We start from the raw sequence: 17,283 nt of genomic DNA on the forward strand, positions 1-17,283 counted from the left end.
TTGACTTATGCAAAACAAATAATAGAATAGAGGGAGCTCGCACGAGAGACCCTGATCGCTGGTCCTCTGCAGATCCCCAATTACAAGGAGAACCGCCGTGACCAACTCCAGCACCGAAGCAGTCCAGGCCTCAGGGGAGGCGGTGGTGGACGATCTGTACTGGCGCGACCAGTACGAGGCCATCACGGAAGACGACGCCTTCCTCCGCGAAGTCGTGGAAGGTTCGGACCTGCCGGCCCTCATGGTCGCCCTGGCTGCCGTCACCCGGGACTTCTCGCTGCTGCGGGACGACCTCCGTCCGCCGCAGCCCCCCGCCGACATCATGGGCCTGCCCCATGGCGGCATGAACGGCCAACAGCAGGAACAGGCCCGGGAGCTGGCATTCGCGGCACTGAAGCGGGTCCGGGACGAGAAGCTGACCGGCGTCGGGACACTCACCGAGGCGCAGGCGCAGGACATCCTCACGTGGATCACAAATGCAGCCAACCCGGAATACCATCCGATGCTCATGCATGACATGGCCCTGGTTGAGGGCCAGGGCGGCAAGCCGAAGTGGAACTTCCGTGACATCGCCATCGGCCGGGACTTCAGCGTCGCAGTCATCGGCTCGGGCGTCTCCGGCATGGCTGCGGCTTACCGCCTGAAGCAGGCCGGCGTGCCCTACACCGTGTTCGAGAAGGGCCACACCGTGGGCGGCACCTGGTGGAAGAACACCTATCCCGGTGTGAGGCTGGATACGCCCAACTACGCCTACAGCTTCTCCTTCGCCCAGCGTGACGACTGGCCGCAGCAGTTCTCCCAGGGCCCCGAAATTTTCGAGTACACCCGCCAGGTGGCCGAGCGCGGAGGCATCCTGGAAAACATCGAGTTCAACACCGAGGTCACCTCCGCGGACTATGACGAGGCCACGGGGCTGTGGAACGTGGACACCATCGATGCCAGCGGCCGGCCGGTGACGCGCCGCTTCAATGCCGTGATTACCGCCGTCGGGCAGCTTGACCGGCCCAAGTATCCGGACGTCGCCGGCCGGGAATCCTTTGCCGGCATCCAGATGCACTCGGCCGAATGGGACAACAGTGTGGACGTGACGGGCAAGCGGGTGGCCGTGATCGGTACCGGTGCCAGTGCCTACCAGATTGTTCCGGCCATCGTGGACCAGGTCTCCGCGCTGACGGTGTTCCAGCGCAGCTCGCCCTGGATGCTGCCCACCAAGGGCTATTACGACGACATGCCGGATTCGGTCCAGTGGCTGGTCCGCAAGCTGCCGCACTACGGGCAGTGGCTGCGGTTCTGGCAGCACTGGCTGGGAGTGGAGGGACGCCAGCACACCGCCGCCGCCGAGCCGGGCTGGAACAAACCGGGCAGCGTCTCGGCCGTGAACGAGAAGGTGCGCCGCGAACTGACGGAAATGCTGGCCAGGCAGTACCAGGACCGCCCCGATCTGCTGGCCAAGGTCACGCCCAACTACATCGTGGGCGGCAAGCGCATGCTCCGGGACAACGGTGTGTGGGCCGAATCGCTCAAGAAACCGCAGACCACGCTGGTCACCGAGGGCCTCGAGCGCATGGTGCCCGAGGGCATCGTCACCAAGGACGGCGTGCTCCACGAAGTGGACGTCATCGTCTACGCCACCGGCTTCCAAGCCTCCGAATTCCTTGAGCCCCTCCAGATCACCGGCCGCAGGGGCACGGACCTGCACGAATACTGGGGCGGCGATGCGAAGGCCTTCGCCGGGATCACGGTTCCCAACTTCCCCAACCTGTTCATGGTCACCGGTCCCAACACGGGCCATGTGGTGAACGGCAGCCTGTACTCCATGATGGAATACGGCGTCGAATACATCCTCGAGGCCATCCGGATCATCGTCGAAAACGACCTGAAGAGCCTGGACCTCAAGCAGGAGGTGCTGGACGGCTTCATCGAAAAGCTGGATGCCGCCAGCGCCACCAAGGCCTGGGGCCATCCCTCCGTGCAGACCTGGTACAAGAACCGGTTCGGCCGCGTCTCCCAGATCTGGCCGTACCCGGTGGTGGACTTCTGGAAGATCACACGCACGGTTAACCTCGACGACTACAACCAGCTGGCATGAGCGCCGACGTCATCGCAGGCCCGGCAGCCTTCTCCACCGGCAGTACGGTATACCTCGGAAAGACGGCCGACGGCGTCGTCCACGTTCCCGGGGTCCGCTACGGTGAGCGGCTGGATCCAGCCGACCGGTTCTCGCCGCTGGGCGATCCCTCGCCCGGACGTGGGCAGGCCAGCCCCACAGTGTTTCCACAGTCGCCCGGGTCCCTGGACTGGCTGATCGGCCCGGCACTGTCCCGGCTGCCGCAGAACGAGGACTCCTTCCTGCTGGACATCTGGGCACCCGAGGGCGCGCGGGACCTGCCCGTCCTCGTTTTCCTCCCCGGCGGAGCCTTCATCAGCGGCGCCGGCAACGTCGGCTGGTACGACGGCGCCCGGCTCGCCGCCGAGGGCAACGCCGTGGTGGTCACCGTCAGTTACCGGCTGGGCGCGCTGGCCCTGCTGGGCGGCTCCGACAGGCCCCTGAACCTGGGCGCGCAGGACATCCTGCAGGCGCTCAGGTGGATTTCGGCGAACATCGGCGCGTTCGGGGGAGACCCCGAGGCCGTCACCCTCGCCGGGCATTCGGCCGGGGCCTGGTACGCCTATGTCCTGAGCCTTGCCCCGGCTGCGAAGGGGCTGTTTTGCCGGACAGCGCTGTTCAGCCTGCCGTGGCAGCCGCCGCTCAGCCCCGCTGCCTATGAGGAACGCCGGGAACTGTTCAACGGCCTCCTTGCGGAGGCGCTCGCCAAGGAGGCGCTCGCCGGCGGCGGAGCCGGCGAGGGGCCCGGAAATGACGACGGCGGGTTGTTGGCCACCGCGCCCATTGCGGCCATCCTTGAAGCCCAGGCCGCAGTCGGCCGGGCATATGCGGGGCGTGGCCTCGGGCTGATGCCTGGGGCAGACGGTGAGCTCGTGCCGGACTGGGCCATGGACTTCACGCGTGCTGCAGCCTGCCTGCATGTGCAGTCTTTGCTGCTGAGCAGTACGGACAACGAGGCTGCGGCCTTCCTGCACGCCGTGCCGGTGGCTGCCGTGGGTCCGGAGCAGCTGGCGGGTTTCGTGGCCACCCACTTCGAGGATGCCGGCGACGTCCTGGCTTTCCTGGACGCGCGGCTGCCCGAAGGGACGCCGCACGCCAAGCTGGTGGAGGCCATGAGCCTGCACCAGTTCCGCCTTGCCGCGACTGAACTGGCATGCCTGGCCGACGCAGCAGGAGTGGCGTCGACGTTGCTCCGGTTCTCGGTCCCCAGCGGCCTTGAAGGGGCCGGCAGCCCACACTGCTTTGACCTGCCGTTCCTTTTCGGAAACCGGGAGGACTGGCAGGACGCCCCGATGCTCCGCGGCTTCCCGGGGGACAGCTTCGATGCGGTATCCGACCAGCTGCGGCCCCTGCTGCTTAGCTTCGTTGCCGACGGCAACGCCCGGTCCTGCAGCGGCGAGCCGCTGGGCCCGTTCACCCGCGACCGCCCGGTGCTGCACGCCGTGACCGGCAGCGGACTGGTTCCACGGAACCTCGAACCGGAACTCCGCGCCCTGCGCTAGCGGCGGCTATCCCGGCCCCCAAGCCGCACCGATTGTTGCCGCCGGACCATTGCCAAAGGTCCGCAGGTTATATAAAATCGAACAAGAATATATTTTCAGCTTAAAATGTAGCGAACCGGCCACGTGCTGGATCAGGCTAGAAGGAGATCACAGTGACTGCACGCACCGGAGCAGAGTACAAGCGGGGCCTGGATGACGGCCGTGAGGTGTGGCTGGGGGCGGAGCGCATCTCCGTCCTTGAGCACCCGGCCTTCAAAGGTTCCGTGGACGGCATGGCCGGCTACTTCGACTACCAGCACAAGTACGCGGCGGACTGCCTGACCACGCATCCGGAGACCGGCGAGGCTATGAACGTGAGCCTCTCGCTCCCCAGGAACACGGAAGACATCGCCCGCCGCCACCGGGCCTTCGACCGCCTGGCCCGGTACTCCAACGGCATGTTGGGCCGCACACCGGACTACGTCAACGTGGTCCTGGCCGGGCACGTGTCCCGCAAGGACATCTTCGACCGTTCCGGGGACCCGGTGTATCACCAGCGGCTTGCGGCGTACCACCGCGAAGTGATCGAAAAGGACCTCGCGCTGACCCATACGATCGTGCACGCGGCGATCGACAAAAGCGTCGGCGAGCTGCAGGGCATGAACGAGGAACTCACCCTGCGCGTCGTCGAGCGGACCGGGGAAGGCCTGATCGTCAGGGGCGCGAAGATGCTCGCCACCCTCGGACCGATCGCCGATGAGCTGTACGTCTACCCGGCGGTGCCCATTCAGAAGGGGTTCGAGGAGTACGCCCTTTCCTTTGCCATTCCGGTGGCCACCCCGGGCGTCGTCGCCATCTGCCGCGACCACTACGGTGTGGACGCTGATGTTGCGGACAAGCCGTTCTCCGCACGCTTTGACGAGCAGGACGCCGTCATCATCTTCGACGACGTGCTGGTGCCCTGGGAGCGCGTCTTCATCGACGGCAACCTGGACGTCTACAACTCCATAAATGCCGGCACCGCCTCCGGTAGCACCCAGCAGCAGACGGCTATCCGTGCCGCCGTGAAGCTGGAGTTCGCCTACGACCTGTGCACGCAGATCGCCAAGGTGACGGGCACCGAGAGTAAGCCCGACGTCGGCGCGATGCTCGGTGAAATCTACACGTACCTGCGCCTCACCCGCGCGGCCATCCACTCCGCGGAACTGCGCGCCTCGGACTGGGGCGGCGGAGCGTTCTTCTGCCATGACGACATCAGCTCCCTGCGGGCCATCATGCCCGGCTGGATGATCCGGATCAACGAAATCATCAAGACCATGGGCTCGCACAACCTGCTGGCAACACCCACGGGCGGCGCCTTCGACGATCCGCGCCTTGGCCCCCTGCTGAAGAAGTACCTGCCCGGCGCCAACGGCATCAGCGCCCAGGAACGCGCCCGCATCATGCGCACCGCCTGGGACTTTGCGGGCTCGGCACTGGGCAGCCGGATCGAGCTCTACGAACGCTTCTACCTGGGCAGCATCGGCCGTGCCCGCGCCCTCGACCACCGCAAGGCCCAGGCCGCCGGGGAAACCGGCGCCTACCAGGCCATGTACGACGAAATCGACGGCACACCCTTCGCGCCGGACGGCGTCCCTGCCGGCGACCGGATCGCCGTCCCTGCCGGCAACCGGCTCGCCGTCGGGGCCGGAAGCTAGGTCCCGCAATGACCGCCCAGACCGCCGAAGCCACCGGCCTCGAAAACAGCCTGGACAACATGACCGGCACCGTGGCCCGGCATGTCGCTGACACCGGCTTCGAAAACCTGGATGCCGAGAGCGTGGCGCGGGCCAAGGTCCGGATCATCGACTCCTTGGGCAACATCGCCGCCGGCCACCGCGCCCAGGGCAACGACGCCCTGCTGAGCCTGGCCCGCAGCTGGGGCGGGGCTCCCGAATCCCGCGTGCTGGTCCACGGCACCCGCCTGCCGGCGCACAACGCGGCCATGGTCAACGCGGTCATGATGCGGTCCTACGACTTCGAGCCGATCGGCGCGGAATACGAGGACCAGACGCAGACCGCGGCCCACATTAGCGGAACCACAGTTCCGGTGGCCCTGGCCGTCGCCGAGCAGCAGCGGTCCTCAGGCCGGGACGTGCTCACCGCACTGATCGTCGGGGACGACCTCACCGCGCGCCTCGCGGCGGCGTCGGGATTTGACGTCTACAGCGGGCAGGACAACACCGGCACCGTCAACGGCCTCGGCGGCACCGCCGTCGCCGCCAAACTGATGGGACTTGACGCGCACCAGGTCCGGAACGCGCTGGGCATGGCGGTGAACCAGCTGTCCGGAACCGTCGCCAACATCTTCGACCAGAGCCTCGCGTTCAAACTGCCCATCGCCTTTGCCGCCCGCAACGCGATCGTGTCCGCGGAGCTGGCGCAGTCGGGCTTTACCGGGCCTGCGGATGCCATTGGCGGTCAGCACGGGTTCCTGGACATGTACTGCTCATCGCCGGCGCCGGAGAAGGTGACCCGCCGGCTCGGCGAGGCGTTCTATGCAGACTGTGTGATCAAGCCGTGGTCCTCGTGCCGGGCGAGCCACCCCTCGCTGGACGCCTGCGTGCGGCTGGCCACCGAGAACACGCTCAACGAGGATGAGATCGCGGAGATCCTCATCCACGTGACCCCGCGGACCCTGAAGGGCTTCGTGGGTCAGCCCTTCGTGATCGGGGAGTGCCCTGAGGTCTCGGGCGCCTTCAGCATCCGTTTCACCGCCGCCACCGCCCTGATGTACAAGACGGTCCGGCCGGAACACCTCACGCTCGAGCACATGCAGGATCCGGTCCTGCAGGGGCTGCTGGACAAGATCCGGCTGGTTGATTCGCTGCCGCCTGCGGAATCGCTGACCGCCGAGGTGGAGCTGCGGCTCCGGGACGGTTCGGTGCTCAGGGCCAGGACGGACGTGCCCAAGGGCGACATCTATGCCAGCCCCATGAGCGAGGCGGAGATCCTGGACAAGTACTACGCCAACGTTGAGTTCGGCGGCAGGACCCCGCGCAGGAACGCCGAGGAAGCGGTAAAGCTCATCCAGCGCCTTGAGGAGCTGGACAGCCTGGCACCACTCATCAGACTCTTCACACCCCACTTTTCAGCAATACATCCCAGGAGGATCAAGTGAATACACATCAGGTTGTTCCCGCGGCGGAGGTCACTGTCGATCCCGCTGTTTTCCGCCACGTCGTGGGCCACTTCGCCAGCGGCGTCACGGTGATCACCACCGTCGTGGACGGCGAGTTTTACGGCACGACGGCGTCCGCGGTGTCGTCGCTGTCCATGGAGCCTCCCATGATGCTCGCCTGCCTCAACCGCTCCAGCTCCACGCACGACGCCGTGCTGAAGGCCGGAGTGTTCGGCATCAACATCCTGGCCGAGGACCAGAGCGACCTCGCCATGCAGTTCGGACGCAAGGGCGGGGACAAGTTCGACGGCGTCTCCGTCACCCTGTCGGCGGAGGGCGTACCCATGCTGGACGGCGCCCTTGCCACCATCGTCTGCCGCGTTGCAGAAACGCCCACCGGGGGCACGCACACCGTATTCCTCGGCCAGGTCACGGACGCCAAGGCGGGTGCGGGCGAGCCGCTGGCGTACTTCCGCGGCGCCTTCGGCCGGCTGGAGCGGGTCAAGGAGCTCGCGGCCTACGACGCCGTGCGTGACTGGGTGCTGGGACGCCGCACGCCGCTGCACCACGCGCTGGATCCGGTCGAGATCGCTGCCCAGGCCAAGTCCGATCCGCACAACGTCCACAATGCCCTGGTCAAGCTGACGGCCGAATCCCTCGTCATCCGGGGGGACAGGGGCGAATTCCTCTCCGCTCCCATCACCCGCGAGCTGACGGACAGCGTCTACGACGGCCGCCTCACCATTGAACTCGGGGTCCTTGCCAGCCACTTCGACAAGTTCACGGAGGAGGACCTTGCGGAACTGAGCCGGCTTACGGACGAGCTGGCCCTGCTGCGCCAGGGCGGCAAGGAAGCGCTGGACAAGTTCCTCAAGACCAATGCGAAGTACCACAACCGGCTCGTCAGCGTGGCAGGCTCCGCCCAGCTCACCGACGCCTTCCGCCGCCTGGGCATCGGCACGGTCTGGCGGGAGGCCCTCAACAGTGAAGAGTGGGCCCGGAAGATGGACCACAGCCACATCGTGGAGCTCACGTCAGCGCTGAAGGAGCACGACCACGAGCGGGCCGCCGAGGCCCTGCGCCTGCACACTTCCTTCGGCAAGCAGTTGGCGAGCGACGTGATCGAGCGCCACGGCGGCGAGGTGTAAACAGCAGCTGCAAACAGCGACGGCGGGGCCGCACCCAGGGATTCCGATCCCGGCGGGTGCGGCCCCGCCGTCGTTGTTCGTTAACTGTTCGCGTTAACCGTGCGCCGTACGCGGACAGCACAATGCGGACAGTCCCGGGGAGGCGGACAGCAAAGGAGCGGGGAGCCCCCAACGGCCTCCCCGCTCCCTTGTTCCTTTCGCCCGTCGGCTCCCCTCCCGGTGTCTGTCAGCGCGCAGCCGGCTGTCCTGCTGCAGGCTGCAACAGAAGCGGCAGTTCCGGCACGTAAGCGGCGAGCGCTTCAAATGCCGCCTGCTCGGTGTCTGGGGTAGTGGCTGCTGCAACGTAACGGTCGGGACGCACCACGAGGGTCATACCGCTGCCGGCGACAGCCGCGAATGCGCCGCTGGCATCGGTGACGGCCGTGGCGCCGGTCAGCGCGAGGTGCGGGCCGCCGTCGTTGTTCTCCACTTTGTCCAGCCGCCGGACCTCAAGGGGTGCGCGGCGATCGTGGGGGAAGTACAGCAGTGCCCAGCCCATACCGAGGACGGTGTCCAGCGGGACGGCGTCGCCGGTGGGCAGCGTGACCTGCGGCTGGGACAGGGAGCGGCCTACCAGGGCGGCCGCCCGCTTGGGAACTTCATTGCCCGGGTCCGCCACGCAGCCGTCGGTGAAGTGCGGCTGCTTGAGGAACTTCATGCCGGCAAGCCAGCTCTTGGCCGTGGGAACGATGCCGGACGCGGTGATCGCGGCGTCGCGGATGGCGGTGAGCGCCGGGTTGACGTTCATCACCACTTTGCCGATCCGGTGCGAAAGGCGCACCATGTCCACCGCGTGCGGTCGCCGCTCGGACTGGTAGGTGTCTACGAGGGCGTCGGTGCCGGTGCCTTGGACGTTCACGGCGATCTTCCAAGCGAGGTTGGCGACGTCGCGGATCCCGGCGTTCAGGGCCTGCCCGGCGAACGGAGGCATCATGTGGGCGGAGTCCCCGGCGAGGAGGACGTGTCCCACGCGGTAGTTCACTGCCACGCGCTGGTGGGCAACGTAGACGGCCGCGCGTCGGATGTCTTCAGCGGCGATCGTCTGGAACGGCTCGATGAGCTTGATGATGGCCTGCGGAGACGTGACCGCTGCAGCTTCCTCGCCAGGGAGGAGCATGAACTCGTAGCGGCGGCGGCCGCGGACTCCGGGGACCACTACGACGGGACGTGTCCCGTTGCAGTGGAACTCGGAGAACCGTTCCGGTTCACCGGGGGTGTTGATGATGTCCACCACGATCCATTTCTGTACCTGGGTGGAACCTTCCATGGGGATGCCGAGCTGGGAGCGGACCGGGCTGCGGCCGCCGTCGCACGCCACCACCCACTTGGAGCGGACGGTGTGCTGGCCGTCCTCGTCGACCAGCACGGTGTCCGCGTGCCCCGGGGCGTCCGTGATGCGGAACGCTTCAGTATTGAAGCGGATATCGATCAGCGGACGGCTCCGGGCGGCGTCAAGCAGCAGTGATTCCATGACGGGCTGGTCGAACTGCGACTTGCCGGGTTGGCCCAGCCGGGGACTGGCCGGGTGGACTTCGGCCAGCAGCTGTTCCTTCCGGCCGAAGTAGCGCGCGCCGGTGTCCATGAGCATCTCCGGCGCGAGCCGGTCCAGAATGCCGATCTGCTGCATGACCCGCAGCGTCTCGTCGGTGACGCTGATGGCCCGCGGTTCGTCGCTTGTACCGGCACGGCGTTCAACGAGCATCACGTTGACGCCCTGGTCCGCCAGCAGGTTCGCGGCAGCCAGGCCGATGGGCCCGGCCCCGATGACCAGTACGTCGGTTTCGATGATTTTGTCCATTGCCGATCAAAGTTCCGTTCCTGTGAGATTGCAGTCGGGCGGGAGCAGGGCGGGTCAGGAGACGAGTTCCACCGTGTTTTTCAGGGTGCCCAAGCCGGTGATTTCCACCTCGACGACGTCCCCTTCGGAGAGCAGGCCGGAGGGTTCCATGAACAGGCCCACGCCGCCGGGGGTGCCGGTGACGATCACGTCGCCGGGGGAGAGCCGGGTGAAGCCGGTGACGTAGGCGATCAGCTGCGGGATGGTGAAGTACAGGTCGGCCACGGAGGCCTTCTGCCGGATGTCGCCGTTGACGCGGGTTTCCAGGGTGAGCCCGTTGACGTCGCCCAGGTCCGACGCCGGAACGAGGTAGGGGCCGAAGCCGCCTGTGCCGGGGAAGTTCTTGCCGGGGATCCACTGGGAGGCGGCGAGCTGCCAGTCGCGGACACTGAGGTCGTTGTAGGCGGCGTAGCCGGCGACGTAGTCAAAGGCGTCCTCTTCGGCCACGTGGAACGCCTCCTTGCCGATGACCAAGGCCATTTCGCCTTCATAGTCGAACTTGGTGGTGGTGGCAGGCATCTGGGCCGGCTGCAGGTGCCCCATCTGGGAGTCGGCGAAACGGGTGAAGATGGTGGGGGCCTTCTGCTCCGTCTTGCCGGATTCTTCCTGGTGGCTGCGGTAGTTCACGCCGATGCAGATGATCTTGCCCGGATCCGTAACGGCGGGGAGGAACTCGATGTCCGCCTCGGCACGGGACGGGGCGTTGCGGAACTCTTCCCCGACGGTGCCGAAGATTCCCTGCTCGACGGCGGCGCGGAGCGTGCGGGCAAGGTTGGCTCCGCTGGGCCCCAGATCGTAGGCCCGGCCGTCGGCGATGATGCCCCATGTGGGGGAGCCGTCTGCGGATACGAAGCTTGCGTAGTTCATGATGGTGGTTCCTTTCGCGGCGGCGGCGCGCCCGGGTGTGATGCGCTGGTGTCCTGCCGGCCGCTTTGCGGGCAGGACTAATATGCATCCTTTGACAAAGAATACATTATCTTGCATTTACGCATTCTGGCTATAGCGCAGCCGGATCCCAGGCATCTAGAAGGCGGAGCAGTGGCTGCCCTCAACGCAGCCCGGAGTCGCGAGCAGCTGTACGTGGGCGGACGTTGACCGGAACCGCCTCAGCGTTGCGCAAAGCGGGTGTGCTGCGGCGGCGCCAGTAACCGCGGAGCGAGGTGACTTACACCGGGCCGCTAGCTAAGCGTCGGGATCGGCGTCACGTTTCGCCGGCCGGTAGCCGGCAAGTTCGGCGCGGATGTCGCCCTCCTCGTGCCCGCCCTTCTTCTTGCCGAACGGCAGCGCTTTGAGCAGCGGATGCACGATAACCATGACGACGATGCCCCAGGCGAGTCCGATGACTGCCGAGCACAACGTGTTCACGAGCCAGGCCAGGAAGCCGCCAACCACCGCGATCCCCTCGAAGGGGTGCTCGAGGACATGGACCAGGTCGTACGGACCGTGCCAGCCGAGGTCATAGGCCCCCTGGAGCATGATGTGGCCGCCAACCCACAGCATGGCGATCGTTCCGATGAAGGTTATCCCGGCCAGCACGGCGGGCATCCCCTTGACGAGCAGCTCGCCGAAGCGCTTGGAGCCTGCGGAATCTTTAGCGGCCAGGTGCATCCCGATGTCGTCCATCTTGACGATGAGAGCGACGGCACCATACACGGCCACCGTAATCACGAGGGCCACGACCACCAGGATGATCGCCCGGGACAGCAAGGAATCCTGGGCCACCTCGTTCATCGAGATGACCATGATTTCGCAGGACAGGATGAAGTCTGTGGTGATGGCACCCTTGACGACCTTGGCCTCGGCCTCCGGGCCACGTTCAACCGCCGGATGATCTTCCTCTGCGGTGTGGTGGCCCCGGAGCTTGTGCCAGACCTTCTCGGCACCCTCGTAGCAAAGGTACGTGCCGCCCAGCATGAGGATGAACGGGATGGCCCATGGGACGAAGGCGCTGACAAGCAGCAGGGCCGGCAGGATGATCAGCAGTTTGTTCCGGAGCGAACCCCAGAAGATCCGCTTGATCATCGGCAGTTCCCGGGACGGGTCCGCCCCGGAGACGTACTGCGGGGTAACGGCGGCGTCATCGATTACCACGCCGGCGGCCTTGGCCCCCGCTTTGGCCGCTCCGGCAGCGACGTCGTCCACCGATGCGGCCGCTATGCGGGCCAGGGCTGCGACGTCATCCAGCAGGGCGACGAGACCGCCGCTCACAGATCGCCCCCGTGCTGCTCAAGGGTGGACGGCTGAGTGCGGCTGCCTATGTCGAGGCGTGTGATTGGCATGTTTGCAGTATATCGACGGCGGACAGCCCATCGACGGGAGTGAAAGGCGGAAATGTCGTTCGTCCGCTGGGGCGGCACGGCGATCCAACCGCCGGCCGGCGGCGGGCCAAACCGGGAGCGTCCAACCGCTACGGCTGCTGCAATGCGCCGGTACTTCTGGTGGGCCAATCTTTGGTGCTTTGCGGCCTTGATCACCGGTTTGCTCATGGCATGGCCTGGTGGCCGTCTTCTCATGCGGATCCTGGCGGCGTGGTCACCGCATGGCGGAAAACGGAAATCCCGGCATGATGAGATCATGCCGGGGTTTTCGTCACATATGGGCTCGCCTGTCGATGCAAACTGTATTCTAAGCATGCTTACCAATGGCGATTCGGTCAGTCGGCCAACGGCGGGGTCGGGTCTGACTCGGGGTGTACGTCTGGGTTGTTGCGGTACTTCCCAACAGGATCGTGCGCTTGTGGGTAAAGTCACCGCAACGATGTAGGACGGAAACGAACAGGGGCTTTCATTGGCAGGGAATGCAACATTCCGGCACAGCAACACCGCGCTGCTCTCGGTCAGCAGTGTCGAGGCTCCCAGGATCGTGAGTTCTACGGATTTTGACTGCAGGCTGGCTTCGACCCTGCAGCGGCTGAACTTCCCGCCCGGGCTGCTTGAGCGTGTTGCCGGCGTCACGCATCGCCGCTGGTGGGCGGCCGGGACCTCTTTTGATGATGCGGCCACCGAGGTGGGCGCCAAAGCCCTGGCCGAGGCCGGCGTCGAAGCGTCCGACGTCGGCCTGCTGATCAACACCTCGGTGACGCGGCGGAACCTTGAACCGTCCGTCGCGGTAAAGATCCATCACGGACTCGGCCTGCCGTCGTCGGCCATGAACTTCGACGTGGCCAACGCCTGCCTGGGGTTCGTGAACGGCCTGACCCTGGCGGCCAGCATGATCGACTCGGGGCAGATCAGGTACGCGGTGATCGTCAATGCCGAGGATGCCGAGGCCACCCAGGAGGCCACGCTGGCCCGCCTCCAGCGGCCCGAGACCACGCGGGAGGACTTCAACCGGGAGTTCGCCACGCTCACCCTGGGGTCGGGAGCTGCTGCCGCCGTCCTGGGCCCCGCCGACAAGCATCCCGGTGCCCACCGGATCGCCGGCGGGGTGATGCGCGCCGGCACCGAACACCATGAATTGTGCGTGGGCGGCCTTGACGGCATGACCACCGACACGAAGGGACTGCTCGACGGCGGCCTCCAGCTCGTCGTCGACGCCTGGCATGAAGCCCGGCCGGACTGGGACTGGACCGCCATGGACCGCTACGTCACCCACCAGGTGAGCAATGCCTACACGCAGGCGATTATCGACGCCATCAACCTGGACCCCGCGAAGGTGCCCATCACGTTTCCTCACTGGGGCAACGTGGGCCCGGCCTCCCTCCCCATGACCCTCGCCGCCGAGGCCCAATCCCTTGAAGCGGGGGACCGGGTCCTGTGCATGGGCGTCGGATCCGGGTTGAACACCGCCATGCTGGAGATTCTTTGGTAACCGCAGACTGGCCTGGCGTGGACCCGGAATGGTCGCGCACCATTGAAGTCGCCTCCACCTCGGACGCCGATGCGCCGGGCACGGTCCGCCGTTGGCACCTGCTGGACAACGGGGCCCAGCTCTCCCGCCTGGGCCTGGCTCCCGCCGGTACCCTGCTGTGCGTGCACGGCAACCCCACCTGGTCGTACCTGTGGCGGACGCTGCTGGCAGCCGGATCAGATGCCGCCCACCCGTGGCGTGTTGTGGCGGTGGACCAACTGGACATGGGCTACTCGGAGCGCACCGGCACGTTCCGGGGCCTGGCTGACCGCATCAACGACCTGGGTGACTTGACCGACGCTCTCGGCCTGGACGGGCCTGTGGTGACAGCGGGCCACGACTGGGGTGGCGTGATCAGCCTGGGCTGGGCCCTGGCGCACCCGCAGCACCTCGCCGGGGTGGTGCTGACCAACACGGCCGTCCACCAACCCTCCGATTCGGCAATCCCGCCGGCCCTGCGGCTTGCCCTGCACCCCGCTGTCCACGGTTGGGGAACGACGACGACGGACGCGTTTCTTCGGGTGACGCACTCGCTCGCCCACCCGCCGCTGCCCGCCGACGTCCGCAAAGCTTACATGGCTCCCTACCGAGAAGCCCACCGCCGCGCTGGAGTAGGAAACTTTGTGGCGGACATCCCCGTGGATGCCTCCCACCCGAGTTTTCCCGCGCTCACCGGCGTCGCGGAAAGGCTGCGCGGGTTGAAGGTCCCGGCGTTGATGCTCTGGGGCCCACGGGATCCCGTTTTTTCGGACCGGTACCTCAAGGACCTCATCACGAGGTTTCCGCACGCCGATGTGCACCGCTTTGAAGGTGCCGGCCATCTTCTGGCGGAAGACCGGAACATTGCCGCGCCGGTCTTCCAGTGGCTCGCCGAAAACGTTGGCGACCGCGAAAACTCATCCGCGGAAGCGGACGCCATGACGCCCGGCGGCCAGCGGCTGGACCATGCAGCTGAGCCGGAGCAGGCGGAATTCCGGCCCCTGTGGGACCTGCTCGGCAGGCAGGCGGCAGGGCCCGCGGGAGCGGACACCGCCGTCGCGGAAATGGCGCCGGACGGTACGGTGGCCCGCTCGCTCAGCTGGCAGCAGCTGGACCGGAACATCCTGGACCTGGCCGCGGGGCTGCGGGAAGCCGGCGTGGACAGCGGCAGCCGGGTGAGCCTGATGGTTCCGCCGGGGGTGGACCTGACCGTTGCCCTCTACGCCTGCCTCCGGCTGGGCGCCGTGGTGGTGGTGGCCGACGCCGGACTGGGAACCAAGGGCCTCAGCCGCGCCGTGAAGGGCGCCACCCCCGATTTCCTGATCGGAATCGACAAGGCGCTCGCGGCCGCCTCAGTGCTCGGCTGGCCTGGACGTCGGATCAGTGTGCGGGAGCTCCCGGCCGCCCGCCGTCGGATGCTGGGCGTCGAAGCCTCTCTCGACGCGCTGGCGCATACCGGTGCCGGCCGCGGTTCATCGCAGCCGGGGGACAGCGTGGATCCGGATGCCCCGGCCGCCGTACTCTTCACCTCGGGCTCGACCGGGCCCGCCAAAGGCGTGCTTTATGCCCACCGGCAGCTTGCCGCGATGCGGGACACGGTGGCCGCAACCTTCGACATCCGTCCCGGTGCACGACTGGTGGCCGGTTTTGCACCGTTCGCCCTGCTGGGACCGGCACTCGGAGCAGTGTCCGTGACGCCGGCCATGGACGTTACCGCGCCCCGCACCCTGACCGCGTGCGCGCTCGCCGGCGCCGCCGCGGCGATCGGCGCTACGGTGGTCTTCGCCTCGCCGGCCGCGTTGCGAAACGTCCTTGCCACCCGCGATGACCTGGACCAAGCAGGGCGTAAAGCTTTGGACGGCATCGGGTTGCTGCTCTCTGCCGGCGCGCCCGTCCCGGAACCGCTGCTGGCAGAGGTGCAGCGGCTGCTGCCCCGGGCCGCGCTGCATACCCCGTACGGGATGACTGAGGCGCTGCCGGTTACCGACATTAGCTTGGGACAGATCCAGGCCGCCGACGCCGATGCTGCCGCCGGCACCGTACTGGGAGCAGGCAACGGCGTGTGCGTGGGGTGGCCGGTGCATGGCGCCCGGGTGGCCGTCGTGCCGCTGGCCGCGGACGGTACCGCACCAGGATCCCAGCCTTTGATGGAACCCGGAATAACCGGTGAGCTCCTGGTTAGCGCCCCGCACGTCAAGGAAGCGTATGACAGGCTCTGGCTGGTCCAGCGGGAAAGCAGCAGCGTGCCCGGATGGCACCGCACGGGCGATGTGGGGCACTTCGACGGCGCCGGCCGGCTGTGGGTGGAGGGACGCCTCGCCCATGTGGTCACGGCGCCTGGTGCTGTGGTGACGCCCGTGGGCGCGGAGCAGGCCATCGAACGCCTGGACGCCGTCCGGCTTGCGGCGATCACCGGCGTCGGACCGGCGGGCACCCAGGCCGTGGTCGCCGTCGTCGAGACCGTCCCGGCCGCGCGGAAAGCCGGCCCTGCTGCGCCGCAGCTCGCCGGGAGTGTCCGCAGGGCAGCGCTTGAGGCCGGCGTCCAGGTATCCGCTGTGCTCCAGGTCCCCGCACAGCCCACCGACATCCGGCACAACGCCAAGATCGACAGGAGCCGGCTGTCCCGCTGGGCTACGCGGGTGCTGGCCGGCGGCCGGCCAGGAAAGCCATGAGGGTCCTCGTCACCGGAGCAAGCGGGCTGCTCGGGGGAGAAGTTGCCCGGCTGCTGGTGCGCCAGGGCCATGACGTAGCCACCTTCCAGCGCCGTCCGTCAGGGGTCGACGGCGCCACGGACTTCTGCGGGTCCGTCACGGACGCTGAAGCGCTCCGGAGAGCAGTCGAAGGCGCAGAAGGAATCATCCACCTGGCAGCGAAGGTTTCCTTCACGGGCCGCGCCGCGGAGTTCGATGAGGTGAATGTTGAAGGAACGCGCCGCCTGCTGGATCGCGCCCGTGCGGCCGGAGTCCGGGACGTGGTGTATGTGTCCTCCCCGTCTGTGGCCAACTCCGGTGCCGCCATCGCCGGGCTTGGCGCGGAGCCGGCTGACCCGGAGCGCGCGCACGGTGACTACTCACGCACCAAGGCCGAGGCTGAGCTGTTGGCGCTCGCAGCCGACGCTCCGGAATTCCGGGTCGCAGCCGTTCGGCCCCACATCGTCTGGGGCCCCGGGGACACCCAGCTGGTGGAACGGGTCCTGGCACGGGCCAGCCGTAACCGCCTGCCGCTGCTCGACGCCGGTGCGGCCCTGATCGACACGACCTACGTGGACAACGCCGCAGCGGCCATCGTCGCCGCGCTGCACCGCATGGAACACGTGCACGGCAGGGCCTTGGTGGTGAGTAACGGCGAGCCGCGGCCGGTGGGGGAGCTGCTGGCAGGCATCTGCGCCGCGGGAGGTGTCCCCGCGCCCTCGTGGTGCGTGCCCGGTGGGGTGGCGCGGGCGGCGGGGGCGGTAGTGGAGAAGCTCTGGACCTGGGCGGCGCGGGATGAGGAGCCGCCGATGACCCGGTTCCTCGCCGAGCAGCTCTCCACCGCCCACTGGTTCGACCAGCGCGAGACCCGGGAACTCCTCAACTGGACGCCCGCCGTCTCGATTGATGAGGGATTGGCGAGGCTGGCGGAGCACTATAGGTCCGGGTCTTAGGTATCAGGCGCATGGCAGCCTGCCGGCGGGCCGCCGTCGT

General features: G+C 67.3%; 11 protein-coding genes. 8 read left to right on the top strand and 3 right to left on the bottom strand.

What is annotated here, in order from left to right:
• Window positions 1-97: 97 nt before the first annotated feature.
• From ACIP90_RS12930 to ACIP90_RS12950, 5 genes are all read left to right on the top strand, one after another.
• Window positions 98-2,089 carry a flavin-containing monooxygenase gene (locus ACIP90_RS12930; protein WP_400579723.1) on the top strand — a complete coding sequence of 664 codons (1,992 nt, stop codon included), beginning with the start codon at window positions 98-100 and terminating at the stop codon, window positions 2,087-2,089.
• Window positions 2,086-3,609 carry a carboxylesterase family protein gene (locus tag ACIP90_RS12935; protein WP_400579724.1) on the top strand — a complete coding sequence of 508 codons (1,524 nt, stop codon included), beginning with the start codon at window positions 2,086-2,088 and terminating at the stop codon, window positions 3,607-3,609. The genes ACIP90_RS12930 and ACIP90_RS12935 overlap by 4 nt, the downstream gene beginning before the upstream one ends.
• A 152-nt stretch (window positions 3,610-3,761) precedes the next feature.
• On the top strand, window positions 3,762-5,285 hold the full coding sequence (locus ACIP90_RS12940; RefSeq protein ID WP_400579725.1) for a 4-hydroxyphenylacetate 3-hydroxylase N-terminal domain-containing protein: 1,524 nt from the start codon (window positions 3,762-3,764) through the stop codon (window positions 5,283-5,285).
• A gap of 8 nt (window positions 5,286-5,293) precedes the next feature.
• Window positions 5,294-6,748, top strand: a complete 1,455-nt coding sequence (locus tag ACIP90_RS12945; protein ID WP_400579726.1) for an MmgE/PrpD family protein — start codon at window positions 5,294-5,296, stop codon at window positions 6,746-6,748.
• Window positions 6,745-7,896, top strand: coding sequence for a flavin reductase (locus ACIP90_RS12950; RefSeq protein ID WP_400579727.1), 1,152 nt, complete (start codon window positions 6,745-6,747; stop codon window positions 7,894-7,896). The genes ACIP90_RS12945 and ACIP90_RS12950 overlap by 4 nt, the downstream gene beginning before the upstream one ends.
• A gap of 226 nt (window positions 7,897-8,122) precedes the next feature.
• On the opposite strand, the gene ACIP90_RS12955 is transcribed toward ACIP90_RS12950, so the two are convergent.
• From ACIP90_RS12955 to ACIP90_RS12965, 3 genes are all read right to left on the bottom strand, one after another.
• A complete protein-coding gene (locus ACIP90_RS12955; RefSeq protein ID WP_400579728.1) occupies window positions 8,123-9,733 on the bottom strand; it encodes an FAD-dependent monooxygenase in 1,611 nt (536 codons plus the stop codon).
• Window positions 9,734-9,787: 54 nt separating this feature from the next.
• Entirely contained in the window at window positions 9,788-10,639 is an 852-nt protein-coding gene (locus ACIP90_RS12960) for a fumarylacetoacetate hydrolase family protein (RefSeq protein WP_400579729.1), read from the bottom strand.
• Between the two features lie 315 nt (window positions 10,640-10,954).
• Entirely contained in the window at window positions 10,955-11,980 is a 1,026-nt protein-coding gene (locus ACIP90_RS12965; RefSeq protein WP_400579730.1) for a DUF808 domain-containing protein, read from the bottom strand.
• Window positions 11,981-12,559: 579 nt separating this feature from the next.
• Between ACIP90_RS12965 and ACIP90_RS12970 the strand changes: the two genes are divergently transcribed.
• The 3 genes from ACIP90_RS12970 to ACIP90_RS12980 are packed head-to-tail and all read left to right on the top strand — an operon-like array spanning window position 12,560 to window position 17,243.
• Window positions 12,560-13,582, top strand: a complete 1,023-nt coding sequence (locus tag ACIP90_RS12970) for a 3-oxoacyl-ACP synthase III (RefSeq protein WP_400579731.1) — start codon at window positions 12,560-12,562, stop codon at window positions 13,580-13,582.
• Window positions 13,576-16,272: an alpha/beta fold hydrolase gene (locus ACIP90_RS12975; RefSeq protein ID WP_400579732.1), complete on the top strand. Its 2,697-nt coding sequence runs from the start codon at window positions 13,576-13,578 to the stop codon at window positions 16,270-16,272. The genes ACIP90_RS12970 and ACIP90_RS12975 overlap by 7 nt, the downstream gene beginning before the upstream one ends.
• A complete protein-coding gene (locus tag ACIP90_RS12980; protein WP_400579733.1) occupies window positions 16,269-17,243 on the top strand; it encodes an NAD-dependent epimerase/dehydratase family protein in 975 nt (324 codons plus the stop codon). Before ACIP90_RS12975 ends, ACIP90_RS12980 begins: the two co-directional genes overlap by 4 nt.
• The last annotated feature ends 40 nt before the right edge of the window (window positions 17,244-17,283 follow it).

Source organism: Arthrobacter sp. NPDC093139 (assembly GCF_044754165.1).
In the GTDB taxonomy this organism is placed as follows: Bacteria; Actinomycetota; Actinomycetes; order Actinomycetales; family Micrococcaceae; genus Arthrobacter.